This window comes from Mesorhizobium sp. M6A.T.Ce.TU.016.01.1.1, from assembly GCF_003997065.1.
In the GTDB taxonomy this organism is placed as follows: domain Bacteria; phylum Pseudomonadota; class Alphaproteobacteria; order Rhizobiales; family Rhizobiaceae; genus Mesorhizobium; species Mesorhizobium mediterraneum.
In genome coordinates this window covers 284,964-307,354 of sequence record NZ_RZTJ01000001.1, presented here as the reverse complement: position 1 = coordinate 307,354, position 22,391 = coordinate 284,964, and the positions used below count along the sequence as shown (strand labels likewise).

General features: G+C 62.7%; 19 protein-coding genes. 3 read left to right on the top strand and 16 right to left on the bottom strand.

Going from position 1 to position 22,391, the window contains the following annotated elements; all coding sequences use genetic code 11:
* The first annotated feature begins 157 nt into the window (after window positions 1–157).
* Entirely contained in the window at window positions 158–628 is a 471-nt protein-coding gene (locus tag EOC94_RS01575) for an SH3 domain-containing protein (RefSeq protein WP_245465467.1), read from the top strand.
* Window positions 629–713: 85 nt separating this feature from the next.
* Here the strand turns inward: EOC94_RS01575 and serA are convergent, their stop codons facing one another.
* The 5 genes from serA to glmM form a co-directional block, all read right to left on the bottom strand.
* Window positions 714–2,315, bottom strand: coding sequence for a phosphoglycerate dehydrogenase (gene serA, locus EOC94_RS01570; RefSeq protein WP_127288392.1), 1,602 nt, complete (start codon window positions 2,313–2,315; stop codon window positions 714–716).
* 68 nt (window positions 2,316–2,383) lie between these two features.
* Window positions 2,384–3,559: a phosphoserine transaminase gene (locus EOC94_RS01565; RefSeq protein ID WP_127288391.1), complete on the bottom strand. Its 1,176-nt coding sequence runs from the start codon at window positions 3,557–3,559 to the stop codon at window positions 2,384–2,386.
* A 201-nt stretch (window positions 3,560–3,760) separates the two neighbouring features.
* Window positions 3,761–4,525: an outer membrane protein gene (locus EOC94_RS01560; protein ID WP_127288390.1), complete on the bottom strand. Its 765-nt coding sequence runs from the start codon at window positions 4,523–4,525 to the stop codon at window positions 3,761–3,763.
* 184 nt (window positions 4,526–4,709) lie between these two features.
* Entirely contained in the window at window positions 4,710–5,537 is an 828-nt protein-coding gene (locus tag EOC94_RS01555) for an outer membrane protein (RefSeq protein WP_127288389.1), read from the bottom strand.
* A 215-nt stretch (window positions 5,538–5,752) separates the two neighbouring features.
* A complete protein-coding gene (gene glmM / locus EOC94_RS01550) occupies window positions 5,753–7,105 on the bottom strand; it encodes a phosphoglucosamine mutase (RefSeq protein ID WP_127288388.1) in 1,353 nt (450 codons plus the stop codon).
* A 539-nt stretch (window positions 7,106–7,644) separates the two neighbouring features.
* On the opposite strand from glmM, the gene EOC94_RS01545 reads away from it, so the two are divergent.
* Complete coding sequence (locus EOC94_RS01545; RefSeq protein WP_127288387.1) at window positions 7,645–8,625, top strand: hypothetical protein; 981 nt, start codon at window positions 7,645–7,647, stop codon at window positions 8,623–8,625.
* Between the two features lie 287 nt (window positions 8,626–8,912).
* Here EOC94_RS01545 and ftsH read toward each other — a convergent pair whose 3' ends face one another.
* The 9 genes from ftsH to ybgC form a co-directional block, all read right to left on the bottom strand.
* Window positions 8,913–10,841 (bottom strand): ATP-dependent zinc metalloprotease FtsH, encoded by a 1,929-nt coding sequence (gene ftsH / locus EOC94_RS01540; RefSeq protein ID WP_065011263.1) that lies wholly within the window; start codon window positions 10,839–10,841, stop codon window positions 8,913–8,915.
* A 123-nt stretch (window positions 10,842–10,964) separates the two neighbouring features.
* Complete coding sequence (gene tilS, locus EOC94_RS01535) at window positions 10,965–12,338, bottom strand: tRNA lysidine(34) synthetase TilS (RefSeq protein ID WP_127288386.1); 1,374 nt, start codon at window positions 12,336–12,338, stop codon at window positions 10,965–10,967.
* A 52-nt stretch (window positions 12,339–12,390) separates the two neighbouring features.
* Window positions 12,391–13,476 (bottom strand): tol-pal system protein YbgF, encoded by a 1,086-nt coding sequence (gene ybgF / locus EOC94_RS01530; protein ID WP_126104541.1) that lies wholly within the window; start codon window positions 13,474–13,476, stop codon window positions 12,391–12,393.
* A 202-nt stretch (window positions 13,477–13,678) separates the two neighbouring features.
* Window positions 13,679–14,185: a peptidoglycan-associated lipoprotein Pal gene (pal, locus tag EOC94_RS01525; protein WP_095487393.1), complete on the bottom strand. Its 507-nt coding sequence runs from the start codon at window positions 14,183–14,185 to the stop codon at window positions 13,679–13,681.
* Between the two features lie 276 nt (window positions 14,186–14,461).
* On the bottom strand, window positions 14,462–15,772 hold the full coding sequence (gene tolB / locus EOC94_RS01520) for a Tol-Pal system beta propeller repeat protein TolB (protein ID WP_095487395.1): 1,311 nt from the start codon (window positions 15,770–15,772) through the stop codon (window positions 14,462–14,464).
* Window positions 15,773–15,812: 40 nt separating this feature from the next.
* Window positions 15,813–16,970, bottom strand: a complete 1,158-nt coding sequence (locus EOC94_RS01515) for an energy transducer TonB (protein ID WP_127288385.1) — start codon at window positions 16,968–16,970, stop codon at window positions 15,813–15,815.
* A gap of 7 nt (window positions 16,971–16,977) precedes the next feature.
* Complete coding sequence (gene tolR, locus EOC94_RS01510) at window positions 16,978–17,436, bottom strand: protein TolR (protein WP_095487399.1); 459 nt, start codon at window positions 17,434–17,436, stop codon at window positions 16,978–16,980.
* Between the two features lie 9 nt (window positions 17,437–17,445).
* Window positions 17,446–18,156, bottom strand: coding sequence for a protein TolQ (gene tolQ, locus EOC94_RS01505; protein WP_095487401.1), 711 nt, complete (start codon window positions 18,154–18,156; stop codon window positions 17,446–17,448).
* 279 nt (window positions 18,157–18,435) lie between these two features.
* The gene (ybgC, locus tag EOC94_RS01500) at window positions 18,436–18,909 is read right to left on the bottom strand and encodes a tol-pal system-associated acyl-CoA thioesterase (RefSeq protein WP_095487403.1); all 474 of its coding nucleotides are present in this window, start codon (window positions 18,907–18,909) and stop codon (window positions 18,436–18,438) included.
* A gap of 139 nt (window positions 18,910–19,048) precedes the next feature.
* Between ybgC and EOC94_RS01495 the strand changes: the two genes are divergently transcribed.
* Window positions 19,049–20,299 (top strand): cellulase family glycosylhydrolase, encoded by a 1,251-nt coding sequence (locus EOC94_RS01495; RefSeq protein ID WP_095487688.1) that lies wholly within the window; start codon window positions 19,049–19,051, stop codon window positions 20,297–20,299.
* 6 nt (window positions 20,300–20,305) lie between these two features.
* Here the strand turns inward: EOC94_RS01495 and EOC94_RS01490 are convergent, their stop codons facing one another.
* A complete protein-coding gene (locus EOC94_RS01490) occupies window positions 20,306–21,214 on the bottom strand; it encodes a metallophosphoesterase (protein ID WP_127288384.1) in 909 nt (302 codons plus the stop codon).
* 123 nt (window positions 21,215–21,337) lie between these two features.
* Window positions 21,338–22,375 carry a Holliday junction branch migration DNA helicase RuvB gene (gene ruvB, locus EOC94_RS01485; protein ID WP_127288383.1) on the bottom strand — a complete coding sequence of 346 codons (1,038 nt, stop codon included), beginning with the start codon at window positions 22,373–22,375 and terminating at the stop codon, window positions 21,338–21,340.
* Between the last annotated feature and the right edge of the window lie 16 nt (window positions 22,376–22,391).

Sequence of the window (22,391 nt, the reverse complement as noted above, 5' to 3'; positions counted from 1 at the left end):
TGCGATCCAGAGCCTGTCGCAGCCTCATGGTGAACCAAGCCCCTACAACAGTGGCCGGACGAATATCCAAAACAACTAATGTATTAAGAATCATAATAACCAGTACGGGTGTATTAAGGATACGAACATTACAATATACGGCGCCATTCCCTGGAGATTGATTTTTTCAGCTTTCGCAACTCATCTTCCCAGCGCCAGTTTAGCTGATCTCGGTGAAATGGAGACGATCATGAATTTTCGAATGCTCACGGCGCTTGTCCTTGCTTTTGTTGGCTTGGCAGCCTTTCCCATATCGGCCTCCGCAGCCACCGCCTATACAACCGGGACCTTGAATGTGCGAAGCGGCCCTGGCCCCGGCTATGCAAGGATCGCAACATTGCCGGCCGGCCACAGGGTGACGGTGATCGATTGCCAGGGCAGCTGGTGCGCAATTCGTGCCGCCGGGATACGGGGCTGGGCCAGCGCAAACTATCTGGACCGCGTCAATGTTTCCCGACCGATCGTCGTGCGGCCGCACATTATCGTTCGCCCGCCGCATTACCGTCCGCATCGGCCGCACCGGCCGCATAAGCCGCACCGGCCCCGTCCCGGCAAATGCAAGATCGCGCCCGGCTTCGCCTGCAAATAACGGCCGTCAAAGGATTATCCAAACGCTCTGACGTCATTGTCGAAACGCCCCGTGTGCTTTTGGAAGCACGCGGGGCGCGGATGATTCAGGCGCCGCCCACATCGAAATGCAGCCGCTTGGCGGAGTCGATCGACTTGTGCGCCCGCACCTGCTCCAGCACGTTTTCCGGGAACGGCGCATCGAGATAGAGCAGCGCGATGGCATCGCCGCCAGGCCGGTTGCGGCCGAGCTGGAAGTTGGCGATGTTGACGCCGTTCTCGCCGCAGACCGTGCCGAGCAGGCCGATGATGCCGGGCGCATCGGCATTGGTCGTGTAGAGCATGTGCTGGCCGACCTCGGCGTCAAGGTTGATGCCCTTGATCTGGATGAAGCGCGGCTTGCCGTCAGAGAAGCAGGTGCCGGCGATCGAGCGCGTCCTATGCTCGGTCTTGACCGTGAGCTTGATATAGCCGTCGAACACGCCGGATTTGTCGCGCTTGACCTCGGCGACGATGATGCCGCGCTCCTTAACCATGATCGGCGCCGACACCATGTTGACGTCGGAGACCTGCGGCCGGATCAGCCCGGCAAGGGTGGCGCTGATAAGTGCTCGCGTGTTCATCGTCGCGGTCGACCCGTCGAACAGGATCTCGACCTCTTTGATCGGATCCTCGGTGACCTGTCCGACAAAGGCGCCGAGCACTTCGGCAAGCTTGACGAAAGGTTTCAGGCGCGGCGCTTCCTCGGCGGTGATCGACGGCATGTTGATGGCGTTGGAAACGGCGCCCTTGATCAGATAGTCGGACATCTGCTCGGCGACATGCAGGGCGACATTCTCCTGCGCTTCGGTGGTCGACGCGCCGAGATGCGGCGTCGCCACGACATTCTCCAGGCCGAACAGTTCATTATACTCCGCCGGTTCGACCTCGAACACGTCGATGCCAGCACCTGCCACCTTGCCGCTTTTCAGCGCCGCGATCAGATCGGCCTCGACGACCAGCCCGCCACGCGCGCAATTGATGATGCGCACACCGGTCTTCATTTTGGCGATCGCCGCGGCGTCGATGATGTTACGCGTTTTGTCGGTAAGCGGTGTGTGCAGCGTGATGAAGTCGGCGCGGGCGAACAACTCGTCGAGCTCGACCTTCTCGACGCCGAGTTCCTCGGCGCGGCTGTCCGACAGGAACGGATCGAAGGCGATGACGTGCATCTTCAGGCCGACGCCGCGTGTGGCGACGATCGAGCCGATATTGCCGCAGCCGATGATGCCCAGCGTCTTGCTGGTGATCTCGATGCCCATGAAGCGGTTCTTTTCCCATTTGCCGGCATGGGTCGAGGCATTGGCTTCCGGTATCTGGCGGGCCAGCGCAAAGATCATGGCGACGGCATGCTCGGCGGTGGTGATCGAATTGCCGAAGGGCGTGTTCATCACGATGATGCCCTTGCGGCTTGCCGCCGGGATGTCGACATTGTCGACGCCGATGCCGGCGCGGCCGACCACCTTCAATCTGGTGGCGGCGTTGATCAGCTTCTCGGTGACTTTCGTCGCCGAACGGATGGCGAGGCCGTCATACTGACCGATCACTTCAAGGAGCTTTTCCTTGTCCTTGCCGAGATCGGGCAGGTAGTCGACCTCGATGCCGCGATCCCTGAAGATCTGCACGGCGGTGGTGGAGAGTTTGTCTGAGACGAGAACGCGGGGCGCCATGGCGACCTCCTTCAAATGGGATTTGAACCGTTTGGGAATGGGCGGCCCGAGGGCCGCCACGGGAAAACTCAGGCGGCCGCCTTGAGCGATGCCTTTTGCGCGGCAAAGGCCCAGTCGAGCCACGGCAGCAGCGCTTCGAGGTCGGAGGTCTCGACCGTCGCCCCGCACCAGATGCGCAAGCCGGGCGGCGCGTCGCGATAGGCGCCGATGTCGTAGGCGACGCCTTCCTTGTCGAGCGTCGAGACGATGCCCTTGGCGAACGCCGCCTGGCCGTCGGCATCGAGCGCGGCGACATCCGGGTCGGTGAAGGAAAGGCAGACGGAGGTGTTCGACCGCGTCGCCGGGTCGGTGGCCAGATGGCCGAGCCATGCGGATTTGCGGACGAAGCCGTCGAGAACGGCGGCATTGGCGTCGGCGCGGGCAATCAGCGCATCGAGGCCGCCGATCGACTTCGCCCAACGCAGCGCGTCGAGATAGTCCTCGACGCACAGCATCGACGGCGTGTTGATGGTCTCGCCCTTGAAGATGCCTTCGATGAGCTTGCCGCCCGAGGTCAGGCGGAAGATCTTCGGCAGCGGCCAGGCCGGCTTGTAGCTTTCCAGCCGCTCGACGGCGCGTGGGCTGAGGATCAGCATGCCGTGCGCACCTTCGCCGCCCAGCACCTTCTGCCAGGAGAAGGTGACGACGTCGAGCTTCTGGAAATCGAGCCTTTGCGCAAAGGCCGCCGAAGTGGCGTCGCAGATGGTCAGGCCTCGGCGAGCGGCCGGGATGAAATCGCCGTTCGGCACACGCACGCCTGATGTCGTGCCGTTCCAGGTGAAGACCACGTCGCGGTCGAAGTCGATTTTTGTCAGGTCCGGCAGCGCGCCGTAGCCGGCTTCGATCCTGCGCACGTCGGCAAGCTTCAGCTGCTTGACCACATCGGTGACCCAGCCGGAACCGAAACTCTCCCAGGCGACCATGTCGACGCCGCGTTCGCCGAGCAGCGACCACAGCGCCATCTCAACCGCGCCGGTATCCGACGCCGGCACGATGCCGATGCGATAGTCTGCCGGAACCTGAAGTATCTCCCGCGTCAGCTCGATCGCCTGCTCGAGCTTGGTCTTGCCGATCTTGGCGCGATGCGAGCGTCCGAGCGCGGCATTGATCAGCGCCTCGACCGACCAGCCGGGGCGTTTTGCACAGGGACCTGAGGAAAAATTGGGATTTGCCGGACGGAGTCCGGGCTTCGTATGCGTCGTCATCGTGGTCTATCCTTCCAGATAGTGGCCCCTCGTTGGGGAGGGGTGGCCCACGGACGGCGATATGCGTTCAGGCGTCAGGCGTCAAGGGGAAAGTTTTTGTCGCTGGCAGGATACTGGTCACCTGTGGTGAGAATGTCATGGCCTAAAAACACGAACGGCGAACCCGAAGATCCGCCGTCTTGATTGTCGCCTGCGCGGCTCCTACCAGAGGTCGTAACGCAACCCGATCTTGACCTGATGATTGCTGATCCCTTTGCGGATCGGATACGAATCCAGATCCTCTGCGGTGGCATATTCGGCGTCGGGCGCGGAAAAATACTGATAGCCCAGATCAACGGAGACATTCTTGGACACTCGATAGGCAAGGCCCGCATTCAGCGTATAGGCAAGGGAATACTGGGTCTTGTTGTCCTGCAGAACGAAATCGTCGGCGGGGTCATCATTGTCGGTGAAATAGCTCGCCGAAAGCTTGCGCTTGCTCTGGACGACGCCGATACCCGCGCCGAGATAGGGCGTGATCCCGACATAGGTGCCAAGATCGACATAGCCATTGAGCATGCCCGAAAAGGCGTAGTTCTCCAGGGATGCTGATGCCACGGTCGCCTCTGCCGCAATCGCTGAATCGTCATAGCCGATGCCAATCTCGTTGCCGGGCAGATAGCCGAGATTGAGGTCGGCACGCAGATAGTCGTTGAAATGGTAACCGAAGCCGATGCTGGCAAAGATCGGATCTTCTTTGTCGCTGAAGCTCGCCGGCGTGAAGGCGAAATCCTCATTTTCGAAGCTCTCTTCCGGTAAATAAGCGACATCGCCGCGCAGATACCATCCCGAACCGACTTCGACCGGCACGTAGTCCGGCGCCTGGTCGACATAGATCGGCGGGTCGTAGTCGGCGCCGAGTGCCTGCGACAGCGGCGTCAGGGCGATTGCTGCAAGCGCCAGCGCTATGCGCGATTTGACTGTCATGATCCGGCTCCCGAAGGTGGCGCCATCGCAATCGCAAGCGCCGTTTGAGAGCATTGTTAACCATAGTGGTTAAGTGGCGGTTAAGGATAACAGGACGTTAGCGAATTGATTTTGATGAGCTTCCCGACACAAACGAAAACCGCCCGGCTTTGCCGGGCGGTCCGTAAACCTGCTGTCGAAGCGATTACTTGGTGTAGACCGGTTCGGGTTCATAGGCGATCGGTTCCGGCTGGGCGCAGCCGGAGTTGCCGAACTGATAGCGCAGACCGCCGCGCACTTCGTGCACATTGATGCCCTTGTCATGTCCGGGACCGACATCGCTGGCGAAGTCGAACATCTTGCCGCCTTCGATATGACTGAAGCGGTAACCGAGATCGAGCTTGACACGATCGGTCAGGCAGTAGGAGGCGCCCGCCATCGCCGCATAGGCAAAGCGCCAGCCCTTGCCGCCGCTATGCTCAAACGTATCGTCGTCAATGGTGTTGTGCAGCTTGTCCCACTTGACCCAGGCGCCGCCGATGCCGGCGCCGACATAAGGCGTGATGCCGTGCCAGGTGCCGATATCGACATAGGCATTGGCCAGGAGCAGCAGCGCCGTATAAGACGACGTGTCGGTCGAAGTGCAGGGGTTGATGCCGCAGAAGCCGCTGGTCGAGCCGCGGAAATCGGATTTGCTCATCCAGTCCGCGGTCAGGTCGGTGCGAAAATGCTGGTTGATCTGGTAACCGACGCCGGCACCGGCCGAGAAGGCGCTCTCCAGCTTGCCGCTGTCGAAGCGGCCGGTACCGGGTGTGTCACCGTAGGTGATGTAGTCGGCGCCGCGAAACTTCGACCAATGATAGTCGATGTCGCCGCGAATGTACCAGCCGCCATATTCGGCCGGCTGCTCGTAGACGGCCGGTGGCGGGGCCGGCTCGATCACGGGCGGCTCGACGAAGTCGGCGGCGAACACTGGTCCGGCTACGCCCGCGAACAGCGCGGCAAAGAGGGCCATTCTTGCTGTATTGAACATGCTTGTCACCCCTGAGAACCCTCGGCACAGCGAACGCGTCCGAATGTGATTGGCTTCAGTCGTGGATAATGAATTGGAAAAGTTAAAAGGCGTTTAACCGTATCGCTTAACCATGAATCTCTAGAATTCGAGGAAACTACGGGCAGCGTTGACCTGCAACCCAACGAAAAAGCCCGCCGGAAGGCGGGCTTTTCAGACCAGCAAAAGCTGCAGGATCAGGCGGCGCTGCGTGTTTCCGAGATGATCTCGACGATGTCGTTGACGACGGCCTCGACCAGTTGCTGGTCGTCGCCTTCCGCCATGACGCGGATGAGCGGCTCCGTGCCGGATGGCCGGATGACCAGGCGACCGGCCTTGCCCAGGCGGTGGCGTGCATCTTCGATCGCTGCCTTGACCGGGGCTTCCTCGAGCGGCTTACCGCCGGAAATGTGGACGTTCTTCAGAAGCTGCGGCACCGGCTCGAACTTCTTCGACAGCTCGCTGACCGGCCGGTTCTGCCGCTTGATGCAGGCGAGCACCTGGAGCGCCGAGACGAGGCCGTCGCCGGTCGTGGAAAAATCGGACAGCACGATGTGGCCAGACTGCTCGCCGCCGACATTCAGGCCGTGCGCACGCATGTGCTCGACGACATAGCGGTCGCCGACCTTGGTGCGGTGCAACTGCAGGTTCATGTCGCCGAGGAAGCGTTCGAGGCCGAGATTGGACATCACCGTCGAGACGACGCCGCCGCCGGCCAGCCGTCCGCTCTGATGCCAGGACTCGGCGATCAGCGCCATGATCTGATCGCCATCGACGATCGCGCCATTCTCGTCGACGATGACGACGCGGTCAGCGTCGCCGTCGAGCGCGATGCCGATATCGGCGCGCACTTCGTGCACCTTCTTCTGCAGGCCGGCCGGATGGGTCGAGCCGCACTCCTTGTTGATGTTGAAGCCGTTGGGATCGACATTGATGGCGACGACCTCGGCGCCGAGTTCCCACAGCGCCTCGGGCGCCACCTTGTAGGCAGCGCCATTGGCGCAATCGACGACGATGCGGAGGCCGGAAAGCGACATCGATCGCGGCAGCGTGCGTTTGGCGAATTCGATATAGCGGTCATGGACGCCGTCGACGCGCTTGGCGCGGCCGAGCCCGTCCGAATCGGCGAGCGCCAGCTCGATATCCTTGTCGAGCATCCCCTCGATACGCTCCTCGATCTCGTCGGAGAGCTTGTAGCCATCCGGGCCGAACAGCTTGATGCCGTTGTCATAGTAAGGATTGTGCGAGGCCGAGATCATCACGCCGATGTCGGCGCGCAACGAGCGCACCAGCATGGCGACTGCGGGCGTCGGAATCGGGCCGAGCAGGAACACGTCCATGCCGGCGGCGCAGAGGCCCGACACCATCGCATTCTCGATCATGTAGCCGGAAAGTCTGGTGTCCTTGCCGAGCACGACGCGGTGGCGATGATTGCCGCGCTGGAACGAAAGGCCAGCGGCCATGCCGACCCTCATGGCGATCTCCGCCGTCATTGGAAACCTGTTGGCGCGCCCGCGAATGCCGTCCGTGCCGAAATAACTTCCTGCCATGCTAGTCAGCTTCCCGATGGTTCTTTCCCGGCACGTCATGCCACAAATTGGCCCGAGCCCTATCATCACAATGCATGATTATATGCCTCCAATCCTTAGAAAATTGTTGTTTTGTGTGTTTTGTGTCACGCCACTGTATTGATTTTCAAGTTCCCTGCTCTGATTGCGGCAGCAGCGTTCAGGAACTTCAACTCAAACCGCATCTGGATTCTTGATGTGTGTCAGTATGGCTTTGAATTCGGAATCCGCGCGTCGTTCTGCTCCAGACCGAGGTGAATTCAGGATCCGCCGCACCAGCCGGTTCGACTGGCTGTCATGCGAGGCAGTCTCCTGACTGCGAACCGCTATATACGCGCTCTCCGTGCAAATGCACCCGGAAAAACTTGGCTGCGAGACAGCGCCCGGCAACGATTTCATCACCTTATCGGAAAGAATACACTTTCCGGCACTTTTTACGCTACTTGGCATCTGGCGCAACCAGCCGTTGAGCGCTATTGATTTGCTGGGACATATCATGAACCGCTGTAGGGAGAAAATGCATGCTCATCCATCGACTTGCCACTTTGACGGGTCTTGCCGTCGTGACCTTGTTCCTGGCGGCGCCTGCCAATGCGCTGACCATGGCCGAGTGCAGCACCAAGTATAACGCGGCCAAGGACGCCGGAACACTTGGCGGGCAGAACTGGAACCAGTTCCGCAAGGCCGAATGCGGCACCGACGCCAGCGCCACGGCAGAACCCGCCAAGCCGACGACCAAGGCGGCAGCAGCCACTGGCGATGACGTCGCGCCGGGCCTGACGGCGAAAGAGTGCAGCACCAAGTATCAGGCAGACAAGGCCGCCGGCACACTGAACGGCCTGACCTGGAACCAGTATCGCAAGACTGAATGCACCGCCGGCGCTACCGCTGCGGCAGCACCGGCCGCGGCAGCACCGGCTGCGACGGCAGCGGCCACTGATGACTCGGCACCGGGCCTGACGGCGAAAGAATGCAGCACCAAATACCAGGCTGCAAAGGCTGCCGGCACGCTGAACGGCATGAAGTGGAACGACTTCCGCAAGAGCGCATGTGCCGCCGGCGGCAGCGCTACGGTAGAACCAGCCGCAGCGACGACCAAGGCAGCGGCAACTGCTGACGCCGGCAAAGGCCTCAGCATGGCGGACTGCAGCGCCAAGTATCAGGCGGCCAAGACCGGCAACACGCTGAACGGCATGAAGTGGAACGACTTCCGCAAGAGCCAGTGCGGTGCCGGCGCATCGGACGACGACACCGTGCCGGCTGCCGATGAGGCGAGCTACACCAGCGACCCGGAAACACCGACCGTCACCGCTCCCCAAGGTGTGAAGTTTCCGAAGGCGATCTCCCAGAAATATGGCACCGAGACCCCGGCCAAAGGCCGTATGCATACCTGCCTCGATCAGTACTACGCCAACAAGGACGCCAACGCGCTGGGCGGCCTCAAGTGGATCCAGAAGGGCGGCGGCTTCTACAGCCTGTGCAATGCCGCGCTGAAGAGCTGATAGATAGCAGCATCTGAACGAAAGCCCGCGAACCGCAAGGTTCGCGGGCTTTTTTGTTCGCCGCTTCAGGAGAGGCCACTCTTGCGTTGCAAGGAGGCGCCATCGACGACGCTGCCAATCTCCCCCCACGAGGGGGGAGATTGGCCGCCACACCGGCTTTCGCCGATCGCCAACGTTGCAGGTCGGGTACAGGTCGCGGACAATTCCGCAGTCCTCTCCACCTCCTGAACAAAAAACGCCGCGGTCCAAGCCGCGGCGTTTTCGAAATCAACCTCTTGGGCCGGACCCTAGCTTGACGGCTGAGGCTCCATGCCGCCTTCGGGCTCCGGACCCTTCTTGCGTCGGCTGCCGGACTTCGGCACGGCCGAGCCACGGCTCGGCGGCGTGTCGTCGCCGAGATCGCGGGCGGGCTTGTGGCCGGCGATCAACTGCTTGATCTCCTCGCCTGACAGCGTCTCATATTCCAACAGCCCCTGCGCCAGCGCGATCCATTCCTTCTTCTTCTTGGTCAGGATGGATTTCGCCGTCGAATAGGCCTCGTCGATCAGCCGGCGCACTTCGGCGTCGATGATCTGCGCCGTCTCTTCCGAGACGTTCTGCGTGCGCGCCACCGAATGGCCGAGGAACACTTCCTCCTGGTTGTCGCCATAGGCGACGTGGCCGAGCTTGTCGGAGAAGCCCCAGCGCGTGACCATGGCGCGCGCCAGCTTGGTTGCCTGCTCGATGTCCGAGGAGGCGCCCGAGGTGATGTTCTCCTTGCCGAACTTGAACTCCTCGGCGACGCGGCCACCCATCATGATGGCGAGGCGCGAGATCATGTATTTGTAGCTCATCGAATAGCGGTCGCCTTCCGGCAACTGCATGACCATGCCAAGCGCCCGGCCGCGCGGAATGATGGTCGCCTTGTGCAGCGGATCGGCCGACGGCACGTTCAGCGCCAGGATGGCGTGGCCGGCCTCGTGATAGGCGGTGAGTTCCTTCTCGGCCTGGGTCATGGCCGACGAGCGGCGCTCGGCGCCCATCATGATCTTGTCCTTGGCGTCCTCGAACTCGGCCATGGTGACAAGGCGCTTGTTGCGCCGTGCTGCCATCAGGGCGGATTCGTTGACGAGGTTCATCAGGTCGGCGCCGGAAAAGCCCGGCGTGCCGCGTGCAATCACCTTGAGGTCGACATTGGGCGCCAGCGGCACGTTGCGCACATGCACCTTCAGGATCTTCTCGCGGCCGACGATGTCGGGGTTCGGCACCACCACCTGGCGGTCGAAACGGCCGGGCCTGAGCAGCGCCGGGTCGAGCACGTCCGGCCGGTTGGTGGCAGCGATCAGGATGATGCTTTCGTTGGATTCGAAGCCGTCCATTTCGACCAGCAACTGGTTCAGCGTCTGCTCGCGTTCGTCATTGCCGCCGCCGAGGCCGGCGCCGCGATGGCGGCCGACCGCGTCGATTTCGTCGATGAAGATGATGCAGGGCGCATTCTTCTTGGCCTGGTCGAACATGTCGCGGACGCGGCTCGCGCCGACGCCGACGAACATCTCGACGAAGTCCGAGCCGGAGATGGTGAAGAACGGCACGTTGGCTTCACCGGCGACTGAGCGGGCAAGCAGCGTCTTGCCGGTTCCGGGAGGGCCGACAAGCAGCACGCCGCGCGGAATCTTGCCGCCAAGCCGCTGGAACTTCTGCGGATCACGCAGGAATTCGACGATCTCCTCCAGATCCTGCTTGGCTTCGTCGACGCCGGCGACATCCTGGAAGGTGACGCGGCCATGCGCTTCGGTCAAAAGCTTGGCCTTCGACTTGCCGAAGCCCATTGCGCGGCCGGAGCCGGACTGCATCTGGCGCATGAAGAATATCCAGACGCCAAGGATGAGGATCATCGGCAGCCAGGAGATAAGATAGCCGAACAGCGAATTGGAGCCGTCGGATTCAGGGCGCGCATTGATGGTGACGTTCTTGTCCTGCAGCCTCGAAACCAGCGACGGATCGCCAGGCGAATAGGTCTGGAAGCCGGTAGAGGTGTCGGTATAGGTACCGGAAATGCGGGCACCCGCGATGGTCACCGTCTTGACCCGGCCGGCCGCGACATCCTGCAGGAACTGCGAATAGGGGACATCGCTCGCTGCTCCGCGCGTCTGCGGCGTCTGGAACAGATTGAAGAGAGCGATGAGCAGGACCGCTATGATCGCCCAGAGCGCGAGATTGCGATAATTCGGATTCATCAATTGTCCCGTTGGCGTCCGCTGGCGGACACGCGTCGTGAGAGGAAACTTGGGTCTAACATAGGGATGGCGTCCTCCCTTGCCAAGCAGAACAGCATGTCGCGGTTAAGCTTTCGCCCATCATCAACCGGCAGTGTGGCCGCTGAAAGGCGTGGCAGGGAGGAGCGGCGCGCCGATCAGCGCGGCGACAGTTCCGGCCGGCGCCAGGTCGAAGGACGGCAGGAAGCGGGCAAAAGGTGCGACGACCGGGCATGCCGCCATTCGTGGCAAGGCCGGGCTGTCCTGCACCGGACTAAGGCTTTCGCCAAGAGGTCCACTTGAGCGCCACAACGCCGGCTCGGCCGCCAGGGCCGCGCGGACAAGGCTTGGCGGCGTGCCGTCTTCGGCAATTTCCCGTTTTGCGGCACGAGCCGCGCCGAGCGGCGCGATCAAAAATGCACCTGGCTCGTCGCCCAATGTGATCCTCCGGCGGCCGTCCCAGAGAGCATCGTCCACGGCAGGAGCAGCGGGCGGCAAGTTGCGGGTTTCGCGACGCAGGAAAATGCCGGCACGCCGTGCATCGACCACCGTCCGCGACAATGTGGCGCAAAATGGCGCGGCCCTCAGCCGGTCGAGCAGCGCCTCGCTGCGCGCCTGGTCGGGCAGAAAGGCGACGCCGCCGACAGTCGCCAGCAGGATACGCAGCGCGTAGACGGCCGCCGGCTCGTCGCCGGCCGTCGCAAACCCCGGATCGAGACGGATAAGGCCATCAGCCGGCCTGCTGGCAAAGCCACGGATCAACGCGGCCGCGCGATGGCCAAGCTGTTCGCGCTCCACCGCAGCCCGCGCGGCCAGCGCCACCGCATCTGCCACGCGCTGCGCGCCATTGTCGCCGGCAAGCGCTGCGCGGATGCGCGGGCGCTCGAAAGCCTCGTCGTCATTGGTCGGGTCTTCGGCCCAGCCGACGTTCGCGCGTCGCAGGACTTCGCGCAGCGCCGCACGCCGCGTGCCGAGAAGCGGCCGAGCGATCCAGATCCGCCAGTCGTAAAGGGTTGCGGGCGCCATGCCGGCAAGGCCTCGCCCTGCCTCTCGCGGCCCCTCTTGGCGCGCGTGCCGCATCAGCACGGTCTCGGCCTGGTCGTCGGCAGTGTGGCCGGTCAGGATCAGGCCGATGCCCTCCGCCTGCGCTGCCTCGGCCAGCAGCCGGTAGCGGGCCTCTCGCGCGGCAGCCGGCAGGCCGGTCGACGGCTTGCGCCCGGACCAGACCAGAATGCGGTGGGCAATGCCGCGCGCGGCGCAAAGCCTGGCCACGGCTTGCGCTTCTGCCGCCGAGCCCGGCCGCAGATTGTGATCGATCGTCACAGCCAGCAATTTCGTTGCGGGCGCGCTGCGGTCGAGGTGATCTTTGATGAGAAGGAGAAGGGCGGTGGAGTCGCTGCCGCCGGACACGGCCGCAACAGCGCCGTTGGTAAAGTCGATCCGCGAAAAAATCGAAAGGTCAGGCTCGGTTTCGAGCATCAATGCATGTCGCCCAAAAGTGGGTCCGGGGCAACGACATGCAAGAAAAAAACTAGCACGCCGCGAGCGCCCTTTCCTGCTTGACGCGTTCCCTAAGCGCGCCGGAAACGTTGGGATACCGCTTGCCGATCTCGCCGAAAGTGGCGCAGGCCACGTCGCGCTGGTTCAATCCAACCAGCGACACGCCGAGCTTCAGCAGCATGTCGGGAGCCTTCTTGGCCTTCGGATAGTCCTTGCTGGCGGCGAGGAAAGTCTCGGCCGCGTCGCGGTATTTCTGCTGCCCAAGTAGCGACTCACCCAGCCAGTAATGCGCGTCCGCCGCCTTGGCGTCCTTGGGGAAGCGGGCGATGTGGTCGCGAAAGCCCTGTTCGGCAGTGCTGTAGTCGCCCGACAAGATGAACTGGTAGGAGTTGCGGTAAAGTTCCTCCGGGTCGTCGGTGGCAGGCAGCGCCGCAACCACCGTATTGTCGGACTTGCCAGCCTGCGTGCCGGCTTGATCGTTAGTGGCTGGGGCGGTGTTCTGCGCCGGTGCATGTGCCTGCGTGTTGCCGTCGGCGTCGACCACATTGCCGTTCTTGTCGACGGTGATGGTGCCGAACGTCTTCGGAGGCGTGCCCGGGATCACCCTGCCGGGTTCGCCAGTCGGCGATTCGACGATGACGTCCTCGCCCTGGGCGCCGGCGGGCGGTGTGCCCGTATCGGCCGGCGCATGCGTCGCCGGAGCCTCGGCGACGCTGCTGTCGGTGTTGGTGGTGGCGTCCGACTTTTTCTGCTCCGCTGGTTGCGGCGCGCCTTGCGAACCGCCTTCCAGCTGCTGGAAGCGGAACTCGTTGTCTTCCTGCTGCTTGCGGATCTGCTCCTGCATCTGCAGGACCTGGAAGTTGAGCTCCTCGATCTTGCCGTTCATTTGCCGGAGCTGCTCCTGCAGTGCGGTAGTGCCGGTGCCATCCTGTGCGAACTGAACCTGATCCGGCTTTTTCTTTTCACCGAAAATGCCGAGCGTCGGCAGGTGGAAGGAAAAACCGCCTTTCGACGGTTGTTGCTCGTTGCCGCTTGCCCCGGTACCGGCAGCAAGTGCGGCGACGCTTGATACGAGCAGCAGCGCAAGCGTGCCGCTCAAGACCGATCTGAAATGCATGTGCCTCTCGCCGTGAAATTGTTTGCCTGTTGCATGCCTTCCGATCGGAGTGGGACCGTCAGGCGCCTTGGCTCTTAGCAGGACGCAGGACTTCGGCCAAATTTTGTTTCAAGTCTCATATCCGGGTGCCGGACATGAAAAAGGCGGCCGTCGCCGCCTTTCGCATATATGTGTTGCATTTCTGCCGATCAGGAATTGCCGATCAAGAACCGGCGCCGCTGAGCGTGGTGACGGCGCGGCGGTTCTGCGACCAGCAGGAGATGTCGTCGCAAACCGCGACCGGACGTTCCTTGCCGTAGGAAATGGTCTTCAGGCGCTGGCCGGAAACACCCCTGGCGACGAGGAAGTCGCGGGTGGCGGCGGCACGGCGGGCACCGAGCGCCAGATTGTATTCGCGCGTGCCGCGCTCGTCGGCATGGCCTTCGATGACGATGGCATACTGCCCATACTGGTTCAGCCACTGCGCCTGGCGCGAAAGCGTCGTCTGCGCGTCGGCGCGGATCGAGGACGAATCCGTGTCGAAGAAGATGCGGTCGCCGATGTTGACGGTGAAGTCCTGGGCCGATCCGGGCGTTGCCGCGCCGGCGCCGCTGAGGCCGAGATCGGCGGCGCTGTTCGGGGTCTTCTTCGAGGCGCAACCGGCGATGGCGAGCGACGCCACCAGCGCGATCATCACCGGGTTTCTGGTAAGTGCTGCGATACGGCCCATGCCGCCTCTCCTTCGCAATTCGAGTGATTTCGTTGATCGTCCAGTAACCACGTTTGGGTTAACCGGCGTTCAAGAAACACGGTTAAAATTTGGTTTCGGCTGCCGTCCGCAGCCGTTTTGCCAGGGGCCGCCCAAGGGGTCCACAATGTGCGCGGACCCTAGGCGGAAATGCGGCTAAAACGCGACCAAGCCGTGGAAAGGAGTGAATTGAAGAGTTGAGGAATCCCGTTTTCTTCATCTCTTCAATTCTTCAATTCTTCATTTCTCCAATTCCTCTCACTCGAGCAGCGGCGACCAGGCTGGATCCGACGCGAAATTCGCGGTCGGGATCGACTGTTCGTTGCGGCCGGTGAGATCGACCGAAACGAGTTTCGGACCGCCGGCTGAATCGCGGAAGAACATCAGCACCCGGCCGTTGGGCGCCCAGGTCGGCCCCTCCTGCTGGAAGCCGGTTGAAAGGATGCGCTCACCCGAACCGTCGATGCGCATGACGCCGATCTGGAATTCACCGGCGGTCTGCTTGGTGAAGGCGATCAGATCGCCGCGCGGCGACCACACCGGCGTCGAATAGACGCCGTCGCCGAAGGAGATGCGGGTCTGGCCCGAACCGTCGGCGCCCATCACATAGATCTGCGCGCGGCCGCCGCGGTCGGAAGTGAACACCACCTTGCTGCCATCAGGCGAATAGGACGGCGAGGTGTCAATGGCCGCCGAATTGGTGAGCCTGGTCGTCGAGCGGCTTCTCAAATCCATGGCGAAAATGTTGGAATTGCCGTCGTCGCGCAGCAGGCTCATGATCACCTTCTGGCCGTCGGGCGAGAAGCGCGGTGCAAAGGTCATGCCGGGAAAGTCGCCGACCAGCTCGCGCTGCCCGGTCTCGATCTGCAGCAGATAGACCTTCGGCTGGCCGCTTTCATAGGACATGTAGGTGATTTCCTGCCGGTTCGGCGAGAAACGCGGCGTCAGCACGATCGACTTGCCGTTCGACAGGTAGCGGACATTGGCGCCGTCCTGGTCCATGATGGCGAGGCGCTTCTTGCGCGCATTCTTTGCGCCCGATTCGTCGATGAAGACGACGCGCGTGTCGAAATAGCCCTTCTCGCCGGTCAGCCGCTCATAGATGGCGTCGGCAATGATATGGGCGACGCGCCTTGTATTGGCATCGTTGGCGAAGAACTGCTCGCCCGACATCTGCTGACCGGCAAAGGTGTCCCACAGCCTGTACTGGGCGCGGACGCGGCCGTCGGCCTCCTTGCTGACGCTGCCGGTGACCAGCGCCTGGGCATTGATCACCTTCCAATCCTCGAAGCGGGGCGTGGCATCCGGGTTCGAGATCTTTTCGATGAAGGCGCTCTTGTCGATCGGCGCGAACAGGCCGGAGCGTTTCAGGTCTGCGCTGACGATGCCGGAAATCTCCGCACCCAGCGCATCGCCGCCCTGGAAATCGGTGATGGCGATCGGCAGCGGCTCGACATTGCCTTTGTTGACGTTGAGCTCAACGAGCGCCCGCGCCGGCAAAGTGGCGGCGGCAGTCATACCCAGCGCCATCGCTGCGATCATCAGGAGCGGCTTGAGGATGGATTTCATGTCTTCTCGCTTCTCTTCAATGATTTTAGGGGCGCTAGGCCTACAGGCCCAGCATCTCTCTCGGGTCGAAGGTGACCCGAACGTCGGCCCAGATGTCTTGTTTGCCCGCGGGAACCTGCAGGCCGGCCACATCGCATTTCTGAACCGCACGAACGGCACTTTCGTCGAACGGGCGGTTTCCGCTCGACTGTTCGACGGACGGCCGTCCGTCCAGCTTGCCGGAGGCGTCCAGGTTGAACCGGACCACGACGACGAAATTCTCCGAACCCTCGAGCCCCGCCGGCAGCGTCCAGCAACCGCCAAGCTGGGCCTCCAACGCCCCCTGCTCCGACCTTGAAAGCTTCTGGCCCTGGTCCTTGTCGCCACCGAGCGATGCCTGCTGGGTTGAACGCTTGGCGCCGCCGCCGGACGGCTTTCGCTTGTCGAGCAGCGCGGAAATCTCGTCGGCGTTGAACTGCTTGTCTTCCGACTTCGGCTTGGATGACGCTTCCTTGACTGGCTTGTCGGCGTCCTTCCGCTCCGGCGCCTTGGCGCTTTCGGCCTGGGCCGGCTGCGGCTTCGGCCGCGCCTGCGGCGCAGGCGCAGAGTCCGGAAGCTGCGTCGTCTCGGTGGGCTGCTCTTTCGTTATTGCTTCGGCGACGGCGTCCGGCTTGACCTCGGGCTTCGGGTCGATGGCGGCGGTCTTGTCCTGCGGCGGCGTCGGCGCCGGCTCCTTGGCCGGTGTCGGCTTTGGCTCCGCCTGCTTGACCGGCTCGGGCTTGACCTCTTCCTTCGGCTGCGGGACCGGTGCGACCTCCGTCGCCGGAACAGGCTTGGGCTGTTCCTTCGGCTTCGGCACATCCTCGGGCTTTGGCTTCTCTTTCGGTGTCGGCGCGGGCGGCGGCGCCTCAGCCAGATCCACGGGGTTGGGCCTGGCTTCCGGCGTTATCGGCTTGTCGGTGTCGACGCTGTTTTCGCCGACTTTCTGGGCATCGGGAACGATGTCGGGGCGCTGTGTGGGCACCGGCGCCGGTTTCTCGTGCATCACGGCCTTCTTGTCGCCTTGCAGAATCTGCGCGGTTGCTTCCATCGGCACGATCTCGACCGACACTGATTCCACGTCGGACGCGGGCATGGCAGGCGGCGACGACAGCGTGAACAGCCCGAAGGCCAACGCTACCGTATGCAAGATCACCGATGTGGTGAGGCCCGTCCTCATCTTGCGTCTACTGATCCTGTTCCTGCAGCGAAACCAGGCCGATGTTCTTGTAGCCCGCGGCCGAGATGCGGGCCATCACCTTCATGGCCGTGCCATAGTCTGTCGACTTGTCGCCACGGATGAAGATGCGCTCGTCATAGCCAGTCTTCGAGATCGCCTGCAGTTTCGCCACCAACTCCTCGATCGGGATTTCGGTCTCCTGGAGGTATATCTGGCCGGCCGGATTGATCGAGACGGTGATCGGCTGCGTATCGACGTTCATCGCCTTGGCCTGCGTGTCCGGCAGGTCGATCGGCACGCCAACCGTCAGCAATGGTGCGGCGACCATGAAGATGATCAGCAGCACCAGCATCACGTCGACCATCGGCGTGACGTTGATTTCCGATATCATCGCGTGATGGCGGCCGCGCCGCCTGTGGCCACGACCACCGCGTCCACCACCACCCGCGCCTACAGACATTCCCATGATTGTTCCTCAGGTCTTCTGCGCGACTTTTTCATCGATTTGGCGCGAGAGTATGGCGGAGAACTCGTCCGCGAATCCCTCCATGCGCACGGCGATCTTGCTCGCGTCCGACGACAGCTTGTTGTAGGCGATGACGGCGGGGATGGCCGCGAGCAGGCCGATGGCGGTGGCCAGCAGCGCTTCGGCAATGCCGGGCGCGACCACCGCCAGGCTGGTATTCTTGGATGCGGCGATCGCCTGGAACGAGGTCATGATGCCGATGACGGTACCGAACAGGCCGATGAAGGGCGCTGCCGAGCCGGTGGTGGCGAGAAAACCAAGCCGCCCTTCCAGCTTTTCCATTTCGCGGGTCAGCGCCAGGTCCATCGCCTTGTCGATGCGGTTCTGCAGGCCAAGCGGCGATTTCGCGCCCTTCTCGAAGCTCTTCTTCCATTCGCGCATGGCGGCGACGAAGATGGCGCCCATGCCGGTGGTCTTGCGATCTGCGAGCGTGCGATAAAGCTCTTCCAGCGACTGCCCGGACCAGAACACCTGTTCGAAGCGATTGAGCGCGAGCCGCATGCGGCCATAGGCGACGAGCTTGTCGACGATGATCGCCCAGGTCCAGATCGAGGCGCAGAGCAGCCCGATCATGACCAGCTTGACCACCCAGCCGGCCTGCATGAACAGCGCCCAAATCGACAAATGCGCGCCCGGTTCGGCGAGTGCGATATTTTCCATGGTTACGTCCTTAAGATTTTCCGGGCACGGCTGGCGGCTGGCCCATGGGCATCCCTTGTGGTCCGTTCGCGCAAAGCTTCCGGAATAACCCCAAAATGCACCGTTGGCGGCCTTTTCGGGGCAAATGTTGGTGAAAGGAAGGCGCTGGATTCCTCCAATCTTCACCACTCTCTTCATGAACCGTTATGGTTAAGGATGGGTTAGGACGTACAGCGCGGCGCATTGCCGCGCCTTGGGCATGCCGCCAGGCATCGTCAGCGGATCATCGGCGTCAGTAATTTATCCATTTGCCTTGGGCATGAAGGCCGCGATCCATTCCTTCGGGAAACGTCTTGGCCGGCCATTCTCGCCGACGATCGCCGCCTCGACCCGCGCCTCGACCAGCACCTCGCCGCCGCGCTTCAGCTGCTGCGCCATGAAGATGCGGGCGCCCGAAATGTCCTCGGTTCGCGTCTCGATGGTCAGGATGTCGTCCATGCGGGCGGATCCGCGAAAATCGATCTCCATGCGCCGCACCACCCAGACTATTCTTTCGCCGTGCTTGCCCTCGGCGAGCTCGGTGTGATGAACGCCGGCAAGCCTGAGATAGTCGGAACGGCCGCGCTCGAAGAATTCGAGATAGCGCGCATGATAGACGACGCCGGAGAAATCAGTGTCGGCATAATAGACCCGTGCCATCAGCCGGTGGCCGAATTCCGTCAGCGCGCCGGAAAGCCCGGCGCCGAGCGCCGCCGATTCACCATGATCGTCCATCGCGCTTTCCTTTTTGGGCCTGACCGGGCACCTAAAGCGCGACGCGCTTTAGGTAGTTGTTTCCGTGCGTGTCGTTGTCCCAAAGCCGCTACACACTTTTGGGCGACACGCATTAGCTTGAGCTTGGCGCATGAACCCGATGGCACTGTTGACGGCGATGATCAAGACCTTGATGGCGGCGCTGCTTGTGCTGACCGCGCTGGCGCTGCCGGGCCAGGCGGCGAGCTTTTCGGTGAAGCGCGGCCTCAATCTCGACCAATGGACGACTTGGCCGAGCGAGGACAAATGGGGCGACCGGCAGGCAATCCTGCCCTATCCGGAATGGCGCAAGTTCCTTGGCGATGATGACCTCGAGGCGCTGAAGGGCGCCGGCTTCGATTTCCTGCGCATGCCGGTCGATCCGTCGCCGTTCCTGTCGGGCGAGACGCTGGCGCTGCGCGACGAGCTCTATGCCAGCGTGCTGGACTCGGTGCGCATGATCAATCGTGCCGGCTTGAAGGTGATCGTCGACATGCACCTGATCCCCAGCGGCAGCAGCCGCAAGATCGGCATGGGCGAGGTGATGGACGACCCGAAAGTGTTCGAAGCCTATGTCGAAATGGTGCGCAAGATGGCGCGCACGCTGGCCGATGAGGATCCGCGCCAAGTCGCCTTCGAGCCGATGAATGAGCCGGTCGTCGACTGCGACAGCGACGTCACCAGCCTCTGGCCGGAGCGCCAGCAGAAACTGTTCGCCGCTGCGCGTTCGTCGGCCACCAAGCTCACCCTGATCCTGACCGGCGCCTGCTATTCCAATGCGGCATCGCTGGCAAAGATCGATCCGAAGGTGATCCCGGACGACAACATCATCTGGACCTTCCACTCCTACGATCCGTTCCTGCTCACCCACCAGGGTGCGACCTGGGCCGGCGACTTCATCCCCTACGTGACCGGCCTGCCCTATCCGCTCACCGCCGTCCCGCGCGCCCAGCTGGATGTTACGCTCGATACGATCCGAGCAAGGATCAAGGCCGAGGCGCCATGGACGCGGCAGAGCGGGCTGCTTGCCTATCTCGACGAGCAGGTCGCCAGCATGGACACGGATGAGAAGCTGCGCGAGATGATGGATGCGCCGTTCACCAAGGTCGAGGCATGGGCAAAGGCCAACGGCATCAAGCCGCAGAACATCACGCTCGGCGAGTTCGGCATGATCCTCCAGGAATACGGCAATGCCTATGTGATGCCGGCCAAATACCGCGCCGCTTATGTCAGGGACATGGTCGCGCGCGCCGAAGCTCATGGCTTCTCTTGGTCGGTCTGGAGCTATGGCGGCGCCTTCGGCATCGTCGACGCTTTTGACAGAGAAAAAGCCGAGCCGGATGTGATGGAGATGATCAAGTCGCTTCATTGAAGCGGTTCAGGCTGAACCCAGTTCGATCGAAAGAATCTCTGGGCGCACCCCAAAACGCACCGGCAGGATGCTGAAGCCGAGCCCTCCGGAGACGATCAGGTTGCGGCTCTCCTCCACGACATGGCCATAGGCAAAACGGTTGCCGAAGCGGGATGGCACGACCGGAGAATAGCCGAGCAGCCGCACCTGTCCGCCATGGGTATGGCCCGAAAGGGTCAACGATATCCGTGACGGGACCTTCGGAAATATGTCGGGCTCATGCGCGAGCAGAATAACGGGAGCCTTGTCGCTCACCTTTGCCAGCGTGCCATGCAGGTCATCCAGCCCTTTGAATCTGCTGCGGCCCCAGGCTTTGCCCGGCCGCAGCGCAAGTTGGTCCGCAAGCCCGGCGACCCAGAAGCCATGCCCGTCCTTTTCAAGGCGGACGGCATCGTTTTCCAGGACCGGGATGCCAGCGCTCTCGAGCGCCCTGCGCGCCACCGTCGGCCCCAACCCGGCCTTCTGCGCGGAAAGGTCCTCCCACCAGTCGTGATTGCCAAGGATCGACCACACGCCGAGCGGCGCCTTCAGGCCGGACAAAGCCGGCGCCCATTCGGAGGAATCCACCCAGTCCGTCACCAGGCGTGTGCCAGACACATAGTCGCCAAGCAGGACAATCAGATCCGGCTGCAGGGTGTTCGCCCGTTCGGCAACCGACCTAATCCGCTCCGGCGTCATCCATGGCCGGCAAGCGTGAATATCGGCGAGAGCGACAACGCGAAGCCGCAATCCTGCAGGCCAGTTTGGCGGCGTCAATGAATAGCGCTTTACATGCGTCAGCAACATCGGCTCCAGGCCAACCGCATAAGCGCTCAGCGACACGGCCGATAAGAGCGAACCGCCGATGAGGCGCAGGAAGCCACGTCTGGTGATCATCGCTCAGCTCCGTCGTTCGTGGGATCGACGGTCCCACAGCGCGACGCGTTAGAGCCCGCAAATGCGCCGGCAAGCTGACCGCGATTAGGAGATTTTGCGCAGGAACGAAGGGCCGCGCGGACGCTACTCTTCCTGGAACAGGCTGATCTGCTGCTGCGCAAGGTCCTTCGGCGCATCGAGGCCGAGATGCCGCCAGGCATTGGCGGTCAGCACGCGGCCGCGCGGCGTGCGCTGAATGAAACCCTGCTGGATCAGATAGGGCTCGATGATGTCCTCGATGGCGTCGCGCGGCTCGGAAAGCCCCGCCGCGATGGTCTCGATGCCGACAGGCCCGCCGCCAAAATTCCGCGCGATCATCGAGAGATAGCGGCGGTCGAGCGCGTCGAGGCCGAGTGCATCGACCTCAAGCCGCGTCAGCGCCTCGTCGGCGATCTGGCGATCGACATGACCGTCGCCGGCGACGGAGGCAAAATCGCGCACGCGGCGCAACAGCCGGCCGGCGATGCGCGGCGTGCCGCGTGCTCGCCGCGCGATCTCCTGCGCGCCATCGTCGCCGAGCGGCATGGCAAGGATGCGGGCGCCGCGCCGCACGATCTGCTCTAGTTCCTCGACCGAGTAGAAATTGAGACGAACCGGAATGCCAAAACGGTCGCGCAGCGGATTGGTCAAAAGACCGAGCCGGGTGGTTGCGGCGACCAAGGTGAAGCGGGCAAGATCGATCTTGACCGAGCGCGCCGCCGGCCCTTCGCCGATGATCAGGTCGAGCTGGAAATCCTCCATCGCCGGATAGAGGATTTCCTCGACCGCCGGATTGAGCCGATGGATCTCGTCGATGAACAGCACGTCGCGATCTTCGAGATTGGTGAGCAGCGCTGCGAGATCCCCAGCCTTGGCGATGACCGGACCGGAGGTCGAGCGGAAATTGACGCCGAGCTCGCGCGCCATGATCTGCGCCAGCGTCGTCTTGCCGAGGCCGGGCGGGCCGACGAACAGCACGTGGTCGAGCGCCTCGCTGCGGCCCTTGGCGGCCTCGATGAACACTTTGAGATTGGCCCGCACCGCCGCCTGGCCGACGAACTCGCCGAGCGTCTGCGGCCGCAAGGTCTGCTCGGCATCCTCGCCGCGCTTGTCGGGAGCAATGAGGCGTGGCGAAAGGCTCATGCCGCCTTCCTTGCAC